The sequence below is a fragment of the Limnohabitans sp. TS-CS-82 genome, assembly GCF_002943475.1.
This window is the reverse complement of record NZ_PTQX01000009.1, coordinates 41,691-57,484: the sequence shown is the minus strand read 5'-3', so window position 1 is coordinate 57,484 and position 15,794 is coordinate 41,691. Positions and strand designations below refer to the sequence as shown.

16 protein-coding genes and 1 pseudogene are annotated in these 15,794 nt (G+C 54.5%); 15 read left to right on the top strand and 2 right to left on the bottom strand.

Annotated features, from left to right (window positions below; all coding sequences use genetic code 11):
- Entirely contained in the window at window positions 1–1,107 is a 1,107-nt protein-coding gene (locus tag C5F52_RS17445) for a glycosyltransferase family 4 protein (protein WP_104799646.1), read from the top strand.
- On the top strand, window positions 1,104–1,649 hold the full coding sequence (locus tag C5F52_RS17440) for a hypothetical protein (protein ID WP_104799645.1): 546 nt from the start codon (window positions 1,104–1,106) through the stop codon (window positions 1,647–1,649). The genes C5F52_RS17445 and C5F52_RS17440 overlap by 4 nt, the downstream gene beginning before the upstream one ends.
- A gap of 92 nt (window positions 1,650–1,741) precedes the next feature.
- Here the strand turns inward: C5F52_RS17440 and C5F52_RS17435 are convergent.
- A pseudogene (locus C5F52_RS17435) lies at window positions 1,742–2,512 on the bottom strand (methionine adenosyltransferase domain-containing protein); the annotation flags it as partial.
- Between C5F52_RS17435 and C5F52_RS29930 the strand changes: the two are divergent.
- The 5 genes from C5F52_RS29930 to C5F52_RS17405 all read left to right on the top strand — a co-directional run bounded on the left by C5F52_RS29930 (window position 2,499) and on the right by C5F52_RS17405 (window position 7,128).
- Complete coding sequence (locus C5F52_RS29930) at window positions 2,499–2,657, top strand: hypothetical protein (RefSeq protein WP_161499721.1); 159 nt, start codon at window positions 2,499–2,501, stop codon at window positions 2,655–2,657. The pseudogene C5F52_RS17435 and the gene C5F52_RS29930 overlap by 14 nt on opposite strands.
- Window positions 2,658–2,752: 95 nt before the next feature.
- Window positions 2,753–3,094, top strand: coding sequence for a hypothetical protein (locus C5F52_RS17425; RefSeq protein WP_201747040.1), 342 nt, complete (start codon window positions 2,753–2,755; stop codon window positions 3,092–3,094).
- Window positions 3,095–3,176: 82 nt separating this feature from the next.
- Window positions 3,177–3,848 (top strand): YjbF family lipoprotein, encoded by a 672-nt coding sequence (locus C5F52_RS17420; protein WP_104799644.1) that lies wholly within the window; start codon window positions 3,177–3,179, stop codon window positions 3,846–3,848.
- Window positions 3,848–6,784 carry a YjbH domain-containing protein gene (locus C5F52_RS17415; RefSeq protein ID WP_104799643.1) on the top strand — a complete coding sequence of 979 codons (2,937 nt, stop codon included), beginning with the start codon at window positions 3,848–3,850 and terminating at the stop codon, window positions 6,782–6,784. Before C5F52_RS17420 ends, C5F52_RS17415 begins: the two co-directional genes overlap by 1 nt.
- A 134-nt stretch (window positions 6,785–6,918) precedes the next feature.
- Window positions 6,919–7,128, top strand: coding sequence for a BrnA antitoxin family protein (locus tag C5F52_RS17405; protein ID WP_104799641.1), 210 nt, complete (start codon window positions 6,919–6,921; stop codon window positions 7,126–7,128).
- A gap of 132 nt (window positions 7,129–7,260) precedes the next feature.
- On the opposite strand, the gene C5F52_RS17395 is transcribed toward C5F52_RS17405, so the two are convergent.
- On the bottom strand, window positions 7,261–8,553 hold the full coding sequence (locus C5F52_RS17395; protein WP_236657906.1) for an ATP-binding protein: 1,293 nt from the start codon (window positions 8,551–8,553) through the stop codon (window positions 7,261–7,263).
- 138 nt (window positions 8,554–8,691) lie between these two features.
- Here C5F52_RS17395 and C5F52_RS30060 point away from each other — a divergent pair, with 138 nt between their 5' ends.
- The 8 genes from C5F52_RS30060 (at window position 8,692) to C5F52_RS17360 (ending at window position 15,779) form a co-directional block, all read left to right on the top strand.
- The gene (locus tag C5F52_RS30060) at window positions 8,692–8,859 is read left to right on the top strand and encodes a hypothetical protein (protein ID WP_201747039.1); all 168 of its coding nucleotides are present in this window, start codon (window positions 8,692–8,694) and stop codon (window positions 8,857–8,859) included.
- Window positions 8,856–9,269: a Fic family protein gene (locus C5F52_RS17390; protein WP_236657905.1), complete on the top strand. Its 414-nt coding sequence runs from the start codon at window positions 8,856–8,858 to the stop codon at window positions 9,267–9,269. The genes C5F52_RS30060 and C5F52_RS17390 overlap by 4 nt, the downstream gene beginning before the upstream one ends.
- A gap of 135 nt (window positions 9,270–9,404) precedes the next feature.
- Window positions 9,405–10,238: a glycosyltransferase family 2 protein gene (locus C5F52_RS17385; protein ID WP_161499720.1), complete on the top strand. Its 834-nt coding sequence runs from the start codon at window positions 9,405–9,407 to the stop codon at window positions 10,236–10,238.
- A gap of 3 nt (window positions 10,239–10,241) precedes the next feature.
- Window positions 10,242–11,207, top strand: a complete 966-nt coding sequence (locus tag C5F52_RS17380) for a glycosyltransferase (RefSeq protein ID WP_104799637.1) — start codon at window positions 10,242–10,244, stop codon at window positions 11,205–11,207.
- A complete protein-coding gene (locus C5F52_RS17375) occupies window positions 11,200–12,132 on the top strand; it encodes a WxcM-like domain-containing protein (RefSeq protein WP_104799636.1) in 933 nt (310 codons plus the stop codon). The genes C5F52_RS17380 and C5F52_RS17375 overlap by 8 nt, the downstream gene beginning before the upstream one ends.
- Entirely contained in the window at window positions 12,129–13,244 is a 1,116-nt protein-coding gene (locus tag C5F52_RS17370; protein WP_104799635.1) for a DegT/DnrJ/EryC1/StrS aminotransferase family protein, read from the top strand. Before C5F52_RS17375 ends, C5F52_RS17370 begins: the two co-directional genes overlap by 4 nt.
- Window positions 13,245–13,252: 8 nt before the next feature.
- A complete protein-coding gene (locus tag C5F52_RS17365) occupies window positions 13,253–13,822 on the top strand; it encodes an acyltransferase (RefSeq protein ID WP_104799634.1) in 570 nt (189 codons plus the stop codon).
- A gap of 1 nt (window position 13,823) precedes the next feature.
- Window positions 13,824–15,779, top strand: a complete 1,956-nt coding sequence (locus tag C5F52_RS17360; protein WP_104799633.1) for an acyltransferase family protein — start codon at window positions 13,824–13,826, stop codon at window positions 15,777–15,779.
- Window positions 15,780–15,794 lie beyond the last annotated feature (15 nt).

The following is a 15,794-nucleotide window of genomic DNA, read 5'->3' as shown; positions in this document are numbered from 1 at the left end:
TTGAAAATTGTCATTGCCTTGAACACAGCTTGGAATTTACTGAATTTCAGGGCTGGCTTGATTCGCGCGTTGGTGGCAGAAGGTCACGAGGTGGTGGCTGTGGCGCCAACAGACGCCTATGCCGAGCAGTTGACCCAACTGGGTTGCCGTTTTGTGGCCTTGCCCATGGATAACCAAGGGACGCATCCGGGGCGCGATGGTTTGTTGTTGTGGCGGTTTTATCGCTTGTTGCGCCGTGAGCAGCCTGATGTTTATTTGGGCTATACCGTCAAACCCAATGTTTACGGGTCTTTAGCCGCACACTTGCTGGGCATTGCGGTGGTCAACAACATTGCTGGCTTGGGGACGGTGTTTATCCGCGATGGCTGGCTTGTTAAGTTGGTGCGGGGTTTGTACAAGGTTGCTTTGCGCAAATCTGCCCGTGTTTTTTTTCAAAACAGCGATGACCAGATCCTGTTTGTATCGCACGGTTTGGTGCGGTCTGTGGTGACGGATGTGTTGCCCGGTTCTGGTATTGATTTGACGCGGTTTGCGTATTCACCGCGCAAACTGAGCGATGAAAAGTCCTTTCGTTTTTTGCTGATTGGCCGGATGTTGCGCGACAAGGGTGTTTATGAATTTGCGGAAGCTGCCAAGCAATTGCGACAGCAGTGGCCTGAGGTGGAATTCGCTCTGCTTGGATTTTTGGATGTGCAGAATCCGACGGCCATTAGCCGGGAGGAGATGGCAGATTGGGTGAACCAGGGACATGTGATGTACTTGGGTGTCAGTAACGACGTGCGAGCACAGATAGAGCTGGCCGATTGCGTTGTTTTGCCTTCTTATCGGGAGGGCACACCGCGCACTTTGTTGGAGGCCGCGGCCATGGGGCGGCCGATTGTGACCACGGATGCGGTCGGTTGCAAAGAGGTTGTGGACGACGGCCAAAATGGTTTTCTGTGCAAGGTCAAGGATGTTCAGGATCTTGCTGCCAAGATGCAGTGCATGCTGGAGCTGAGTGCTGAGCAACGGATTGAGATGGGGCGTCGCGGTCGTCAGAAGATGGAGCGTGAGTTTGACGAGCGCATCGTGATTGACAAGTATTTGGCGGCGATCAGGGCTTTATGAGATCAGTGCGTGTTTGGTGGTTGTTAATTGGACTGGCTGTGCTGGGCTTTGTGGTGGTGGGGTATTGGTTTTCAGACAACAGATTTGCAAGCCAAATCATTGAGCAAAGAAAACTGAGCACGCCAGAGCAAATATTTCGATTTGTAATTGCCCAGAAGGTTCAAGCGACCCCGGGTTCGCCAGTTGATGGCGGTGCTTCTTTCAGGGAGTTGATGGCCCGTGACGGTTGGTTGTGGTGTGATGAAGGGGCGGTCGTCATTGCGGTGTTGGCGGGACAATTGGGATATGAGACGCGACTTGTGGATTTGCTTGGTCAGAGCGATGGCATCTCGCATCACACGGTGTTGCAAATCCTGCAAAAAGACAGTTGGATTACGTACGACTTCACAGGACGCCAGTTTGGCATTGCGCCTGAAGCAACAGTCGATTACGAGGCGAGTGTTCGGGTTCGAGCTTATCCGCAATGGCGCCATCGCTTGTTCCTGAACAACTATTTCTTGAGGTACTTGGCTTATAAATTCAGACCTGTTATTTATGGCTGAGCGCAATGATTAGCTAATGCGCATTTTTGGTGAAAAGCAAAAAGGCCCTTCGTCAAAGACGAGGGGCCTTTGCATTTCTGCGGGCTGGGTGCTTACTTCAAGCCAGCCGCGTCTTTCAGCAACGCCGCCTTGTCCGTTCGCTCCCACGTAAACTCCGGCTCTTCACGACCGAAGTGGCCGTACGCAGCGGTCTTGCTGTAGATCGAGCGCAGCAAGTCGAGCATTTGGATGATGCCTTTGGGGCGCAGGTCAAAGTGCTCGGCCACCAAAGCGGCGATTTTGTCGTCAGCGATCACGCCCGTGCCTTCGGTGTTCACCGTGATGTTTATGGGGCGCGCCACGCCGATGGCGTAAGCCACTTGAAGCCTGCCGCCGCGATGTTTTTGGCCACATAGCGTGCTGCGTAGGCGGCAGAGCGGTCCACCTTGGTGGGGTCTTTGCCAGAGAAAGCACCGCCGCCATAGGTGTCCACAATGATTTTGCGAACGGTCAAACCGCAGTCGCCTTGTGGGCCGCCGATGACGAATCGGCCGGTGGGGTCGATCAAATACTTGGTGTCTTGCAACCATTCTTTGGGCAACACGGGCTTGATGATTTCTTCAATCACTGCCTCAATGAAGCTGTCCTTCATTTGGGTGTGCGATTGTGATTGGTCAGGGCTGTGTCGGGGCCGTTCCGCTGCAAGCGTAGCCAAACATCAGGCCTCGGTCGCCTGCGCCGATGTGGAGGTAGTCGTAAGAGGAGCGGTCCACGCCTTGGGCGATGTCGTTGAATTGCTTGTCGTACGCCACCAAAACCGCACAGCCTTTGTAATCAATGCCGTAGTCTGTGTTGTCGTAGCCGATGCGTATGATGGTGTCGCGTCACGCCCATGGTGTGCAGCAAATCGTCAGAAACTTCGTATTTAGTATCGACCAAGGCATTGCCGATGGCGTAGAGGTGGTGGTGGTGCATGTTGAACAAATTAAAAGCATTGATCGTAATTCTTCAAAAAGATGTATTTCATGAATGCTGGTTGAGCCATCTCATTTCGATGAGTTTTTTAAAAATTCACCAAAACCACCTAAAATAATTTATCTTTTTTTTCTAAATTGGACTCCACCATGAAAATCTCCGCACTCTTCTTGTCAATCGCTTTGGCTATTTCTCCAGTCGCATTTGCGCAGACCCAAGGCGCAGCAGCAGGTTCAGGTTCTGCTGCCGGTGGCGCAGCAGGTAGCGCAGCCGGCTCTGCAGCCGGCTCTGCAGCTGGTGCCGCCGCAGGTGCGGGTGGTGCAGCAGCAGCCGCAGGTGCTGCTGTGGCAGGTGTGACCGTGGGTGTGGCTGCTGCCGCTGTGGCCGCTGTGGCTGTGGCTGCGTCGGTGACTGCCAACAAAGCAGACCCCGTGTACACCACCACGGGCACTGGTACAAACACCTCGCAAATTTGCATCGCTAACTGCTAATCAGCCGTTGCTTGCCTAGCAAACGCCCCGCAAGGGGCGTTTGTTTTTTCTGCGTCCTGTTTAGTACTGAGCGAGTTTGCCCATGATTTTGCGTTGTCTCAAATGCGTGTGTTTGTATGTGTCCGCGCTCGTTGTGGTGCTGACGTTGCAGGGCTGCCGAGGCTCAAACCCCGTGTACGACACTCTCACCAATGTGCTGCCGTGGTCGCAGCAATATGCCAGCCTGCAGCTAGGGTTTGAGTATCTGTGGGTGTCTGTGGACGGCAAAGCCAGTGTGATGGCTTTGGGCGCGCGCGAAACGCGAGGCAACGCGGTGCATGAGCACTGGTACAACGGCCAAGGTGAAATGCTTCACTTGGTGGATGGGCGCGTGCAGCAGGCGCTGGGCTTCACGCACGAGCTGCGGCAACAAACGGGCGCACCGCCCGCTTGGGGGCGCTTTGATGCGGCGCTGGGGCAAGCCACACAAGATGTGGCGTGGACACGCCAGCTCGATGTGATGCCCGGCTACCGCTTTGGCGTGCAAGAGACCGTGGTGTCGCGCACCGTTGCCGAGCCTGCACGCCTGCCCGAGGGTGTGCAGGCGCATGCGCAGTGGGTGGCGGATGAGGTGAATGGCAAAAAAGCCAATGGTTTGCCGTGGGTGTATGCGCAGCGCTTTGCGTTGGCGAATGGCCGTGTGGTGTACAGCGAGCAGTGCTTGGCCCCTGCGGTGTGTTTGACGTTGCGCCCCTTGGGTGTGGTGGTGCCGTGATGATGCCTAAGATCGTGATGCTCAAAAACTTTAAAAAACGCCGCGGTGTGGTGGCGGTGGCACTGGCTTTGAATGCCGCTGCTGCCTATGCGCAATTGGCGCAGCCCCAAGTGCTGGAGGCTCAGCCACAGGGCCAACCCCAGACTCAACGCCTGAGTGCGTGGCTCAAAACACAAACCTTGCCAGCCGACGCTTACCCGCTAGGCACGCTATGGGCCACGCCCGAAGAAAAAGTGCGTCAGCAAGCAGAGCATGAGGCGCTGTTGCAGTCATTGCCCAGCCTCGTCGAGCAAGGCGTGTTGACAGCTAGCGCCATGCAAGGCCTGCAGCGCGACTTGCAAGCCATGCCGCCCACCGGCCGCGTGAAGCTGTCGAACGTGGAGGACGATTGGCTAGCGGCCTACCCCCGCAAAGACCCGTTGCTGCAGCCTGGTGATGGGGTGGCCATTCCCTCCAGACCACTGCATTTACGCGTGATGACGCAAGACGGCGCAGTGTGTGAAATACCCCATCGCGAGGGCCTGCAAGCCAAAGACTATGTGCGTGCTTGTTTGGGTGGCGACGGCCCGGCAACGCGCCATGGCGATTGGGCTTGGCAGGTGCAACCCGATGGCCGCGTGCAGCATGTGCCGCTGGCCTTGTGGAACGCCGCAGAGCAAGACCAACCGGCCCCCGGCGCATGGCTGTGGGTGCCAGTCAGCGGTACGCGTTTGTCGCTAGATTGGCAACAGCGCTGGGCTGAGTGGCTGGCCACACAAGGCGTGTCAACCCGCCTAGACCTAGCCGCTTTTGCTGCACCCACGCGCCAAGTGCAACCGCCAGCTTTATTGCCTAGCGTGTTGGACTTAGAAGGCCGTCATGTGCAGCCTGCGCCTTCGGCCAGTAACTGGGGCAATGTGGGCTTGTTGCAAACGCCCACAGCGCGAATGCAAGAGGCGGGCTATTTTGGGTTGACGTTTCACCGCACGTGGCCGTACCAAAACTCGAATGTGTTTTTTCAGCCCACCGATTGGATGGAGGCGGGCTTTCGCTACACCGACACCTCCAACCGCCTGTATGGCCCTGAGTCGTTCAGCGGCACCTTGCCGTACAAAGACAAAAGCATTGACTTGAAGTTGCGTGCGTGGCGCGAATCCGCCTTGCTACCAGAGTTGGCGGTGGGCCTACGTGATGTGGGTGGCACGGGGCTTTACAGCTCGGAGTACGTGGTGGCCAGCAAGCGCACGGGCCGGTTCGATTGGTCGCTAGGCATGGGTTGGGGCTACTTGGGTGCACGTGGCAATTTAAGCAACCCACTCAGCAAGGTGCTGGGCCAGCGCATGGACACGCGCGTGCAAGACGGTGGCGCGCAGGGCGGAAAGTTTTCGACCAGCTCGTGGTTCAGAGGCAACCCTGCGTTGTTTGGTGGGGTGACCTACCAAACGCCGTGGAACGTGGACGTGAAGGTGGAGCTGGACGGTAACAACTACCAACACGAACCGCACGATAACAACCTGCCGCAACACTCGCCCATCAACTGGGCGGTGGTGTATCGCCCTACCAAAGGCCTCGATGTGTCAATGGGGCTGGAGCGCGGCAACACGTGGTCGATGGGGTTCACGTTTTATGTGGACATGGCAGGGCTGAACGTGCCCAAGGTGACCGACCCCGCGCGACCTGCGGTGCAAGTGGTGCGCCCCAAAGCCGAGCCGAATTGGGCCGCCACGGCCGACACTTTGGCTGCGCACACGCTGTGGGATGTGAAGCAAATTTACCGCGACCAAAACACCGTGGTGGTCGAGGCGCACAACTCGGCCAGTGTGTATGCCCAAGAGCGCTTAGACCGTGCCGTGGCGGTGCTGCACCAAGCAGCCCCCGCCGAGGTGGAAAACTTCGAGATGCACCACCACAAAGTGGGCGATGTGCTGGCGGTCGAGAAGGTCAACCGCACAGCATGGGTGGCGCAGCAAACGCAGCCTGCACGCACGCAAGCGCCCGTTCAACCTGTTGAGCCGGTGTATGTGACCGAAGCTAGCAAAACCCGCACACCGCTTTTGCCCGAAAAAGCCTTGAACTATTGGGCCGAGCCCGGGCTAGATTTGATTCAAACCTTGGGCGGGCCCGATGGCTATTTGTACCAACTAAGTGGGGCTTTGAGCATGGGCCTAGAGCTGCCTTGGAACGTCAAAGCCAACGGCACGCTGCGCTATCGCTTGTCGGACAACTACGAGCGCTTCACGCCCGGGTGGTCGAACATGCCGCAAGTGCGCACGCACATTGCCGAGTACATGACCACCTCACGCGTGACCCTAGAAAACCTGAGCATCAGCAAAACCAACCGCGTAGGGCAAAACTGGTATGGCGCTGCGTATGCAGGCTATTTTGAAAACATGTTTGGCGGCGTGGGCGGCGAGGTGTTGTACCGCCAGCCGGGCAGCCGATGGGCGGCGGGGCTGGATGTGAACCACGTCAAGCAGCGTAACTTCGCGCAAGACTTTGGCTTTAGAGACTACGCCATCAACACCGGCCATTTGACCGGCTACTGGATCACCCCGTTTGAAGGCGTGCACACCTCGCTCAGCGTTGGCCAGTATTTGGCGGGTGACCGAGGTGCCACGATGTCGGTGCAAAAGGTGTTTGCCAATGGCTCCAGCATCAGTGCCTACGCCACCAAAACCAACGTGCCCGCAGCGGTGTTTGGCGAAGGCTCGTTCGACAAAGGCATTGCTTGGATGATTCCGTTCGACGCCTTCCTCACCAGCAGCAGCCGCTACAGCGCCGGCTGGAGCTGGAAGCCCTTGCTGCGTGATGGCGGCGCCAAAGTAGGCCGCCCCGTCAATTTGTTTGCCGACACGGTATGGCTGTCGCCCAACGTGAAAGCGCATAGCCCCGCCAAGCCGGATAACGACAGCGTGGCGCCGGATGATCGGGTGGAGGGGTATCAGCGGAGGCGGTAAGACAAGAAAGTTCGTAGAACTCAAAGTTGTGCTGGTTTGTCATTGCTATCGTGACGAGGGAAATGTGATCAGAATCATTTCTGCGCGCAAGGCGTCCATCTATGAATCTAAGCAATACCGATAAGAGGTGCACCATGAGAAAAGAATACGATTTCACGAAGGCGCGTAAAAACCCTTATGCAGCTCAGTTGAAGAAGCAGATAACTATTCGTTTAGATGAAGATTCAATTGGTTACTTTAAAGGTATTTCGGAGCAAGTTGGCATTCCATACCAAAGCTTGATTAACCTTTACCTGCGCGATTGCGCAGCTCATCACCGCAAGTTAGATCTGAGTTGGAAGTAATTCGCTAATGAATTGGAACAGCGCAACGGTTGATTGCAAAGCTGATCAAGAGCGGCAAAATCAACGCGTCGGGTGAAGGGCGCGCACGCCGTTATTTTTCTACGCCGGCCCAGTTTGATGGCTTGAAAGTTATTAACCCCACAAGCTCGCGAGTGGGGCAGCCCAAATGCCATCGCCCAAAGGCATCGTCTCGTGACCGTCGTAAAGCAAAATGCCCATTTTGAATTGATCGCCGGCTAAATGCGCCCATCGTCTCAGCCCGCGCAAATCACTTTCTTTGACGGTAGCGGTTGCCTTGACTTCAATGCCAACCAAATGTCCGGCGGCATTTTCGATGACCACATCGACCTCGTATTTGTCTGCGTCTCGGTAGTACATCAGGCGGTAGTCACCGTCCGATGTCGTGGTTTGTTTAAGTAGTTCCCCAAAAACAAAGGTTTCGAGCACATGGCCAAACTGAGTTCGATCGCGTTGAACGTCTTCTGCGTTGAGACCTAAAAGTGTGGCAAGCAAGCCAGAATCGATGAACTGTAACTTTGGGGTTTTGACAAGGCGATTGAGCCGGTTGCGTGCCCATACATCGACGCGCTTGAGCAAATACATCTGCTCAAAGATGCCGATATACCGTGAGGCTGTTTTGCCATCTAGTCCAACTTGCCCGCCCAGTTTGGTGTAGTTACACATCTGGCCTGCGGTTTGTGCCAGCGCACTCAGGAAACGCGGGAGTTGCTCTAATTTTTCAATGCCAGCCACGTCACGAACGTCGCGCTGAATGATCGCATCAAGGTATTGCCTTGCCCAAGTTTGACGACGTCTAGGAGATGCACGAGACATCATTTCTGGGTAACCGCCACGTAACACGCGATCCACTAGGTGATGACCCACTGCCGTTGGATCTGATTTCAGAATCTGTCCAGAGAAGACGTGATCAATCCAGTTTGGCAAATGCCCTTCAATTTCAGCTTGCGACAAAGGCAGCAGTGACAGCGTTTCCATACGGCCAGCCAATGAGTCGGCCGCCATGGGCAATGCCATGAGGTTGGCCGATCCGGTGAGCATGAAACGGCCCGGACGGCGATCTTCATCGACACTTTGTTTGATGGCAAGTAGCAATTGAGGAGCGCGTTGGATTTCGTCGATCACAGCACGGTCCAAGCTGCGAATCATGCCAACGGGGTCTGCACGTGCAGACAATCGTGTCAGCTCATCATCAAGTGTTAGGTAACGTAACCCGTTGCGGGCGGCAATTTGCTTAACCAGTGTGGTTTTACCGGCTTGGCGCGGCCCAGCAAGCAGCACAACAGGCGTGTCTTCTAGCGCTTCAGCGATACGAGGTTCGATTCGACGCGAATAGAAAATTGGTGTATTCATTTTGAAATTATGACGTAAATTACGGATTTGGATGCCGTAAATTTCGGAATACAACTCCGAAAAATACGGAATTAAAAGGCAAAAAATGTGTTTAATGCTCTCGGGAGAATCAAACCCAATGACGCAGCCTCGACCTGGGTGGGGCCTGTGAATCCACCTTAAAGTTGGCGCAGTTTATAAAACTGCGCCAATATGACCAGCACGTCCATCGACGATTTATTTCACAGCATTCAGGCGTCCGCAAACGGTTTGACGCTGGCCGAGCTCATGACGGTGTGCCCAGGCATTGCTAGGCGAACAGCGCAGCGGTTGATTGCAAAGCTGATCCAGAGCGGGGTACTTACAGCCGCGCCATTTTGAATCGCTTGTTGATTGACCTGTCGTGGGCATCGAGCCACTTGGAAGGCAATACTTATTCTCGGTTGGACACGCGCGAGTTGATTGAGCACGGGAAGGCCGCTCGCGGGAAGGCTGCGATCGAAACGCAGATGATCTTGAACCATCGAACGGCGATTGAGCTGCTGGTTGAAAACATCGACAGTGCGGAGTTCAACCGATACACCCTGATGAATCTGCATAGCGCTTTGGCTGAAAACTTGTTGCCCAACCCTGCGGATGAAGGGCGAATACGCCAGCACGCCGTTGATATCGGAAAAAGTGTGTATCGGCCGTTGTCGGCCCCCCAGCAAATTGAAGATGCGTTGGACGTTCTACTCAAAAAGGCCAATCAGCATTCAGCGATCTGTGGCGCAACATATTCCAGCCATTGAGCAGCAAGCGGTGCAAGCGCTGCTCATTGAAGAACTCCGGCGTTTACATGAGGGCATGCTGGCACGCTATGGGCTGCGCCCCTCGGAGTACGCCACATGGAAGGCGTTGCATGCCCCTCGCTAGAATCAAACCCAATGACGCAGCCTAACTACACCCTCACCTTCGCTTGCTACAACCAGCTCGATTACACCCAGCAGTTCATTGCCAGCTTGGACCGTGACGAGGTCGATTTTTCGCGAATCGTGGCGGTCGACAACGGCTCCACCGACGGCACGCGCGAGTGGTTGGGCCAGCAAGGTTTTGGCGCGGTGATTTTGAACAACCGCAACCTAGGCTGCGGTGCCGCATGGAACCAAGGGGCCTTGGCCATTCAGTCCAAATGGACGGTGGTGATGAACAACGATGTCATTTGCGCCAAAGGCTGGCTGCGCAACTTGCTGGCCTCTGCCGAGGCCAACAACCTGCACATTGCCAGCCCCGCTATGGTGGAAGGCGAGTTGAACTACGACTTTGCCGAGTGGGCCACCCAAGCCCAAGACAGCATGCATGGCTACATCCGCCAAGGTGCGCCACACGCCGTGTGCATGGCCATTCGTGATGATGTGTGGAGCGAGATTGGCTACTTCATGCCTGTGCCCAAGCTGTTGGGTTATGAAGATGCAATTTTCTTTCAACGCACGTTAGAAGCCGGTTTGAATACGGGTACCACCGCCGACGCGTGGCTGCATCACTACGGCATGACCACACAAAAAGCTCTGAAGCTAGAGATGAAGCTGGACCAAAACGACAGCTTAGGCAACCGCAATTTGATGCGCTTGTATATGGCGCAAAGTTGGTGGGCCCGTAAGCTGGCGCGTCACCAGCGCCGTAATTTGCTCAAAACCACGCGGGCGCATGAGTTGGCGACGTATGGCAAAACGGTGCATGCGCTGAACCGCAAGGCGGGCGCGCCATGGGAGTGGGTGTAAGCCATGACGCACGTTCGCGCGTCCGTGGTGCTGCTGACCTATAACCAAGAAGCGTTTGTCCAAGAGGCCCTGCAAAGCCTGCTCGATCAAGACGTCGACGATCTTGAAATTGTGGTGTCGGATGATGCGTCGAAAGACGGCACGTGGCGCGTGGTGACTGAGATGGCAGCTCACTACAAAGGGCCTAAGCGCCTGCTGCTTCACCAAAATACAACCAACATCGGCTTGACGGCCAACTACGAGGCCGCCTTTGCATTGACCACGGGTGATGTGGTGTTCAGCGCGGCAGGAGACGATGTGTCGACGCCAGACCGCTGCAGCTCTTGCGTAGCGCTTTGGTTATCGAACGATCGTGTGCCCGACTTCATCGCCACCGATGCGTATGACATGGCCTTGGATGGCGAAGTCTTGGGCGTGAAATGCATGGATGAGTTGAAAGGTTTGACGCTTGAGCAGTGGGCGGTCAAACGGCCTTACCAATTTGGCGCATCCCACATGCTGACACGCCGTCTTCTGGCCTTGAACCCCTTGGCGCCTAACCTTCCTGCAGAAGACCAATGTTTTGTGGTGCGTGCGGTGCTGATGGGCGGTGGCTTGCGTTTGAATGCACCCAAGGTGTACCACCGTCGCAGCGGCATGTCGGGCAAGGTGCGTGAGCAAAGCTTTAAAGAAAAAATAGCCAACATGCGTAAGGGCGCTAGCCGCGGTTTGCTTGAATTGGCCCAAATGCAGCGCGATGCCGCTTGCTTAGGACAAGCAGCGCGCTTTGAATCTTTGACGCAAGTGCAAGCTGATTTGTACCGCTACATTTCAGCCCAATTAGACAAGCCCGGACTTGTGAAAAGTTGGGGCTTGTTGTGCAACGCTAAAAGTCTTCGTTTTTCAAAGAAATTGCGGTTCTTTTTGTACGTCAATTTATCGTGGTGGTTCAGCATGTTGTTTCAATTGAAGGTGGCATTGAATGGATAAACCAATGATTCATGCATTGGCGGATGTGCAAACCGCCGATATTGGCGAAGACACCCGCGTCTGGCAGTTCGTCGTGATCTTGGCAGGGGCGCGCATTGGGGCGCAATGCAACATTTGTGCAAATGTCTTGATCGAAGGCGATGTGGTGCTGGGCGATCGCGTGACCGTTAAGAGTGGCGTGCAGCTTTGGGACGGCTTGCGCGTGGCCGATGACGTGTTCATCGGCCCCAACGCCACGTTTGCAAACGACCTGTATCCACGTAGCCGCCAGCGGCCAGATCAGTTTTTGACGACCACGTTGCATCAAGGGGCGTCGGTCGGGGCTGGGGCGGTCATTCTTCCTGGCATCGACATTGGTGCTCGCGCCATCGTGGGGGCGGGGGCTGTGGTGACTCGCTCTGTGCCACCGAATGCCATCGTGGTGGGCAACCCCGCACGCATCGTGGGGTATGTGGATACCAACAAAGAGGCCTCGGGTGATGCAGCGTCAACGCCAGCAAGCAAAGGAGTCACCCCAACCCGTGTGAAGGGGGTAACGGTGCATCACATGCCTCAAGTGGCGGATATTCGTGGCAGTCTGACGGTGGGTGAGTTTGGCCGCAGCATTCCGTTTGATGCCAAACGCTATTTCATGGTTTATGGCGTGCCGAGTATGGAAACCCGTGGTGAGCATGCACACAAGGCGTGCCACCAATTTTTGATTTGTGTGGGTGGCAGTTGTTCGGTGGTGGCGGACGATGGTGTCAACCGCGAAGAGTTTGAGCTCACAGGGCCGCACATGGGCATCCACTTGCCACCGATGGTGTGGGGCATTCAATACAAGTATTCGAAAGATGCGGTGTTGTTGGTGTTCGCCTCGGAGTACTACGACAGCGTCGATTACATCCGTGACTACTCAGAATTTTTAAAGGCAGTGGCGCCATGACCGTCCCATTTCTAGATTTAAAAGCGACTTACACCGAACTCAAAGAAGACATTGATGTCGCGGTCGCACGCGTTTTGAACTCGGGCTGGTACATCGGCGGTGGCGAGGTGGATGCGTTTGAAAATGCGTTTGCCCGCTATTGCCAAGCCGACCATTGTGTGGGTGTTGCCAATGGCTTAGACGCCTTGCATTTGGCGTTGTTGGCGATGGGCGTCGGCCCCGGCGATGAAGTGATCGTGCCCAGCAACACCTACATCGCCACTTGGTTGGCGGTGTCGCAATGTGGCGCAACGGTGGTGCCGGTGGAGCCGTCTAAAACAACCCATAACCTCGATGTGGCGTTGATCGAAGAGGCCATGACCCCGCGCACCAAAGTGATCTTGCCGGTGCATTTATATGGCCAGCCTGTCGACCTTGATCCCTTATTGGCCTTGGCCAAGCGTCATGGCGTGCGGGTGCTGGAAGACGGCGCGCAAGCGCATGGTGCGCGCTACAAGGGGCAACGTTTGGGTGCGCATGGTGATGCCGTGGCTTGGAGTTTTTACCCCGGTAAAAACTTAGGTGCGTTTGGCGATGGCGGCGCAGTCACCACAAACAACCCGGAGATTGCAGACCGACTGCGTGTGTTGCGCAACTACGGGTCTCGCGTGAAGTATGTCAACGAAGTGCAAGGCTTCAACAGCCGATTGGATCCGCTGCATGCTGCAGTGTTGTCGGTGAAGCTGCAGCACTTGGACGAATGGAATTTACGGCGTACGCAAATTGCGCAGCGCTATATGAATGAATTGTCTAACGCACACTGTGTGTTGCCCGAAACTCCCGAGTGGGCCACGCCTGCTTGGCATTTGTTCGTCGTGTGCACCCAGCACCGCGCGGCCTTGCAAGCGCATTTGCAGGCGAGCGGTGTCGGAACCTTGATTCACTATCCCATTCCGCCACATTTGCAAGCTGCTTATGCAGGTGCAGGCTTTGACTCTTCCGACTTCCCCATCGCCACACAGTTGGCCGATGAGGTGTTGAGCTTGCCCATGGGGCCGCATTTGTCAGGTGCAGAGGTGAGCCAAGTCATTGAAGCCTTTAATGCCTTTGACCCGCATTCACCCAAGGTCTAGGAGCGAGCATGCGACTCGGTTTTTTGGGGCGAGGTGTGCAAGCGCTTCGACGTTTATTTTTCAAAAGTATCTCCACTATTCAGGTGCAGGGCGCACCGCGTTTGATGCAGCCCTTGCATTCCGTCGGGCGTGGCACGATCAGAATAGCCAAAGGCGTGACGGTTGGGTACTACCCCTCGCCTTTCTTTTTTTCGTCGCATGCTTATTTAGAGGCGCGGCACGCCAGCGCCTCGATTTCCATTGGCGAAGGCACATCACTCAACAATGGATTCGTTGCGATTGCAGAGCATGCGCGCATCGTTGTTGGCAGCCATTGTTTGGTTGGTACCAACGTCGAGATTTACGACAGTGATTTTCATGGGCTCGCTGTGGCTGATCGCCAAACTTCATTGCCGGAGTGGGCCAAGCCGGTGGTCGTGGGGGATCATGTGTTCATTGGTTCCAACGTCAAAATCATGAAGGGCGTGACCATTGGAGACGGCGCTGTAATTGCTAATGGGGCAGTTGTTGTCAAGGACGTCGCGCCTGCGACGGTTGTGGATGGTAACCCGGCGCGGTTAATCAAAGAGCTGGCATGACATGACCACAAACCAAACTTCGCACGCAGCTTACCGCCCAGATATTGATGGCTTACGGGCCTTTGCCGTTTTGTCGGTGGTCGTGTTTCATGCGTTTCCATCGCTGCTGCCGGGTGGCTTTGTGGGCGTTGATGTTTTTTTTGTGATCTCTGGCTTTTTGATTTCGGGGATCATGTTCAAGGCTTTGCAGGCAGGCACATTTAGTTTTTCAGACTTTTATGCACGGCGCGTGAATCGTATTTTTCCCGCATTGATTTTGGTGTTGTCAGCCACATTCGGATTCGCTTGGTTTGTGCTCTTCAATGATGAGTTGAAGCAACTGGGCAATCATTTGTCACGAGCGGCTGCATTTTTGTCGAACTTCATTCTTTGGCATGAGTCTGGGTACTTTGACAATGCGGCAGAAACCAAGCCTTTGTTGCATCTCTGGTCGTTAGCCATTGAAGAGCAGTTCTACATTGTTTGGCCTTTGATGGTTTGGGCGCTTTGGCGATTGAAGGCTTGGCGCTTGCAGATCATCAGTGCTTTGGCGGTGGCATCTTTTGCGTGGAATATCTACCAGTCTCAGCATGACTTAACGCATGATTTTTATTCGCCTTTAACCCGTTTTTGGGAATTGCTTTGTGGTGCGTTGTTGGCGTATCGAATGAGCGATTCGCATGCATGGCGCCCAAGTTTCGATGAGGCATGGCTTCGCACCAACAACTTGCGTCCATGGGTTGGCGCGGCGTTACTTCTTGCCGCGGTAGGCTTCATTGATGCCACGCAAAAATTTCCTGGCGGCTGGGTTTTGTTGCCCGTTCTTGGTGCGGCTTTGTTGATTTCAGGCGATGGCCAACATTGGGTCAATCGTGTCGTTTTGTCTCAGCCACAGGTTGTGTGGATTGGGACAATCAGCTATCCCTTGTATTTGTGGCACTGGCCCGTTTTCTCTTTTGTACGGATCGTTGAAGGCGGTACACCGAGTGCATGGGCTCGGTTGGTGGCATTGTTCGTTTCGGTTGTATTGGCTTGGCTCACCTTCCGATGTGTGGAAAAGCCGATTCGTTTCACATGGCGTTTTCGCTACAAAACTTGGGTTTTGACGTGTGCCATGCTGTGTGTGGGTTTGATGGGGTACCTTGCTCACAAGGCAGACGGATACCCCAGACGCTCAGTCATGGAAAACCAACAAATTTTCAATCAAGGAGATATTGGCCATGATGTGTTTCATCAATATTTTCAAGATCATTTCTTCCCTTGTGCGGAAGATGCGATTCAACAAGATTCAGGTCATTGGAAGGGCGTTGTGAGATGCTTCCAGTCGCATAAAAATAGCCCTGTGACCTTGGTGTTACTTGGAGACAGTCATGCCGAGCATTTATTTTTGGGACTTGCTGAAAAGTTGCCGCATGTCAACGTAGGTTTTTATGTCAAGGGCACGCTCCCATTTTTAAGTAAGAAGGAGTTTGACCTTATTTTTGACAAAGTTTTAAAAAGTAAGGATATCAAGCAAGTTGTGATTTCTGCCATGTGGGCTAATCGAATGAACGAAGTTCAGCCAGGCTCTTCTTTAGCCATTGAACTCAGTCAAACCATCAAGGCGCTCCAAGAATCAGGAAAGCAGGTCTATCTGAGTGACGACATTCCTCAGTTTGAATTTGACCCACAAAGATGTAAGTTCCAGCGACCTTTGACACAAAGCACAAAGTGCGATGAACCTATTCATGGTTATAAAGAAAAAAGAAATAAATACGGCGCTGATTTAGCTCAGGTATATCTTGATAACGAAGCTCTTAAGAAGATTGAGCTTTCGTCATTGATGTGCAACGACACGTCTTGTAGCATGGCTCGTAACGGCCAAGTGCTGTACCGCGATAACAACCACCTCAACATTCCCGGCTCTCAATTCGTTGGTGCGCAAATCGTGGCACAGCACCCTAGCTTAGGTAAGTTTGGCGCACACAAAAGCCAATAAAATTGGTAATAAATT

Bases quoted from the DNA above. Each gene is read 5' to 3' on its own strand.
- C5F52_RS17360 (WP_104799633.1), top strand. From the start codon at position 13,824: ATGACCACAAACCAAACTTCGCACGCAGCTTACCGCCCAGATATTGAT.
- C5F52_RS17440 (WP_104799645.1), top strand. From the start codon at position 1,104: ATGAGATCAGTGCGTGTTTGGTGGTTGTTAATTGGACTGGCTGTGCTG.
- C5F52_RS17385 (WP_161499720.1), top strand. From the start codon at position 9,405: ATGACGCAGCCTAACTACACCCTCACCTTCGCTTGCTACAACCAGCTC.
- C5F52_RS17405 (WP_104799641.1), top strand. From the start codon at position 6,919: ATGAGAAAAGAATACGATTTCACGAAGGCGCGTAAAAACCCTTATGCA.
- C5F52_RS17415 (WP_104799643.1), top strand. From the start codon at position 3,848: ATGATGCCTAAGATCGTGATGCTCAAAAACTTTAAAAAACGCCGCGGT.
- C5F52_RS17425 (WP_201747040.1), top strand. From the start codon at position 2,753: ATGAAAATCTCCGCACTCTTCTTGTCAATCGCTTTGGCTATTTCTCCA.
- C5F52_RS17370 (WP_104799635.1), top strand. From the start codon at position 12,129: ATGACCGTCCCATTTCTAGATTTAAAAGCGACTTACACCGAACTCAAA.
- C5F52_RS17375 (WP_104799636.1), top strand. From the start codon at position 11,200: ATGGATAAACCAATGATTCATGCATTGGCGGATGTGCAAACCGCCGAT.
- C5F52_RS30060 (WP_201747039.1), top strand. From the start codon at position 8,692: ATGACCAGCACGTCCATCGACGATTTATTTCACAGCATTCAGGCGTCC.
- C5F52_RS17420 (WP_104799644.1), top strand. From the start codon at position 3,177: ATGATTTTGCGTTGTCTCAAATGCGTGTGTTTGTATGTGTCCGCGCTC.
- C5F52_RS17380 (WP_104799637.1), top strand. From the start codon at position 10,242: ATGACGCACGTTCGCGCGTCCGTGGTGCTGCTGACCTATAACCAAGAA.
- C5F52_RS17365 (WP_104799634.1), top strand. From the start codon at position 13,253: ATGCGACTCGGTTTTTTGGGGCGAGGTGTGCAAGCGCTTCGACGTTTA.
- C5F52_RS29930 (WP_161499721.1), top strand. From the start codon at position 2,499: ATGATGGTGTCGCGTCACGCCCATGGTGTGCAGCAAATCGTCAGAAAC.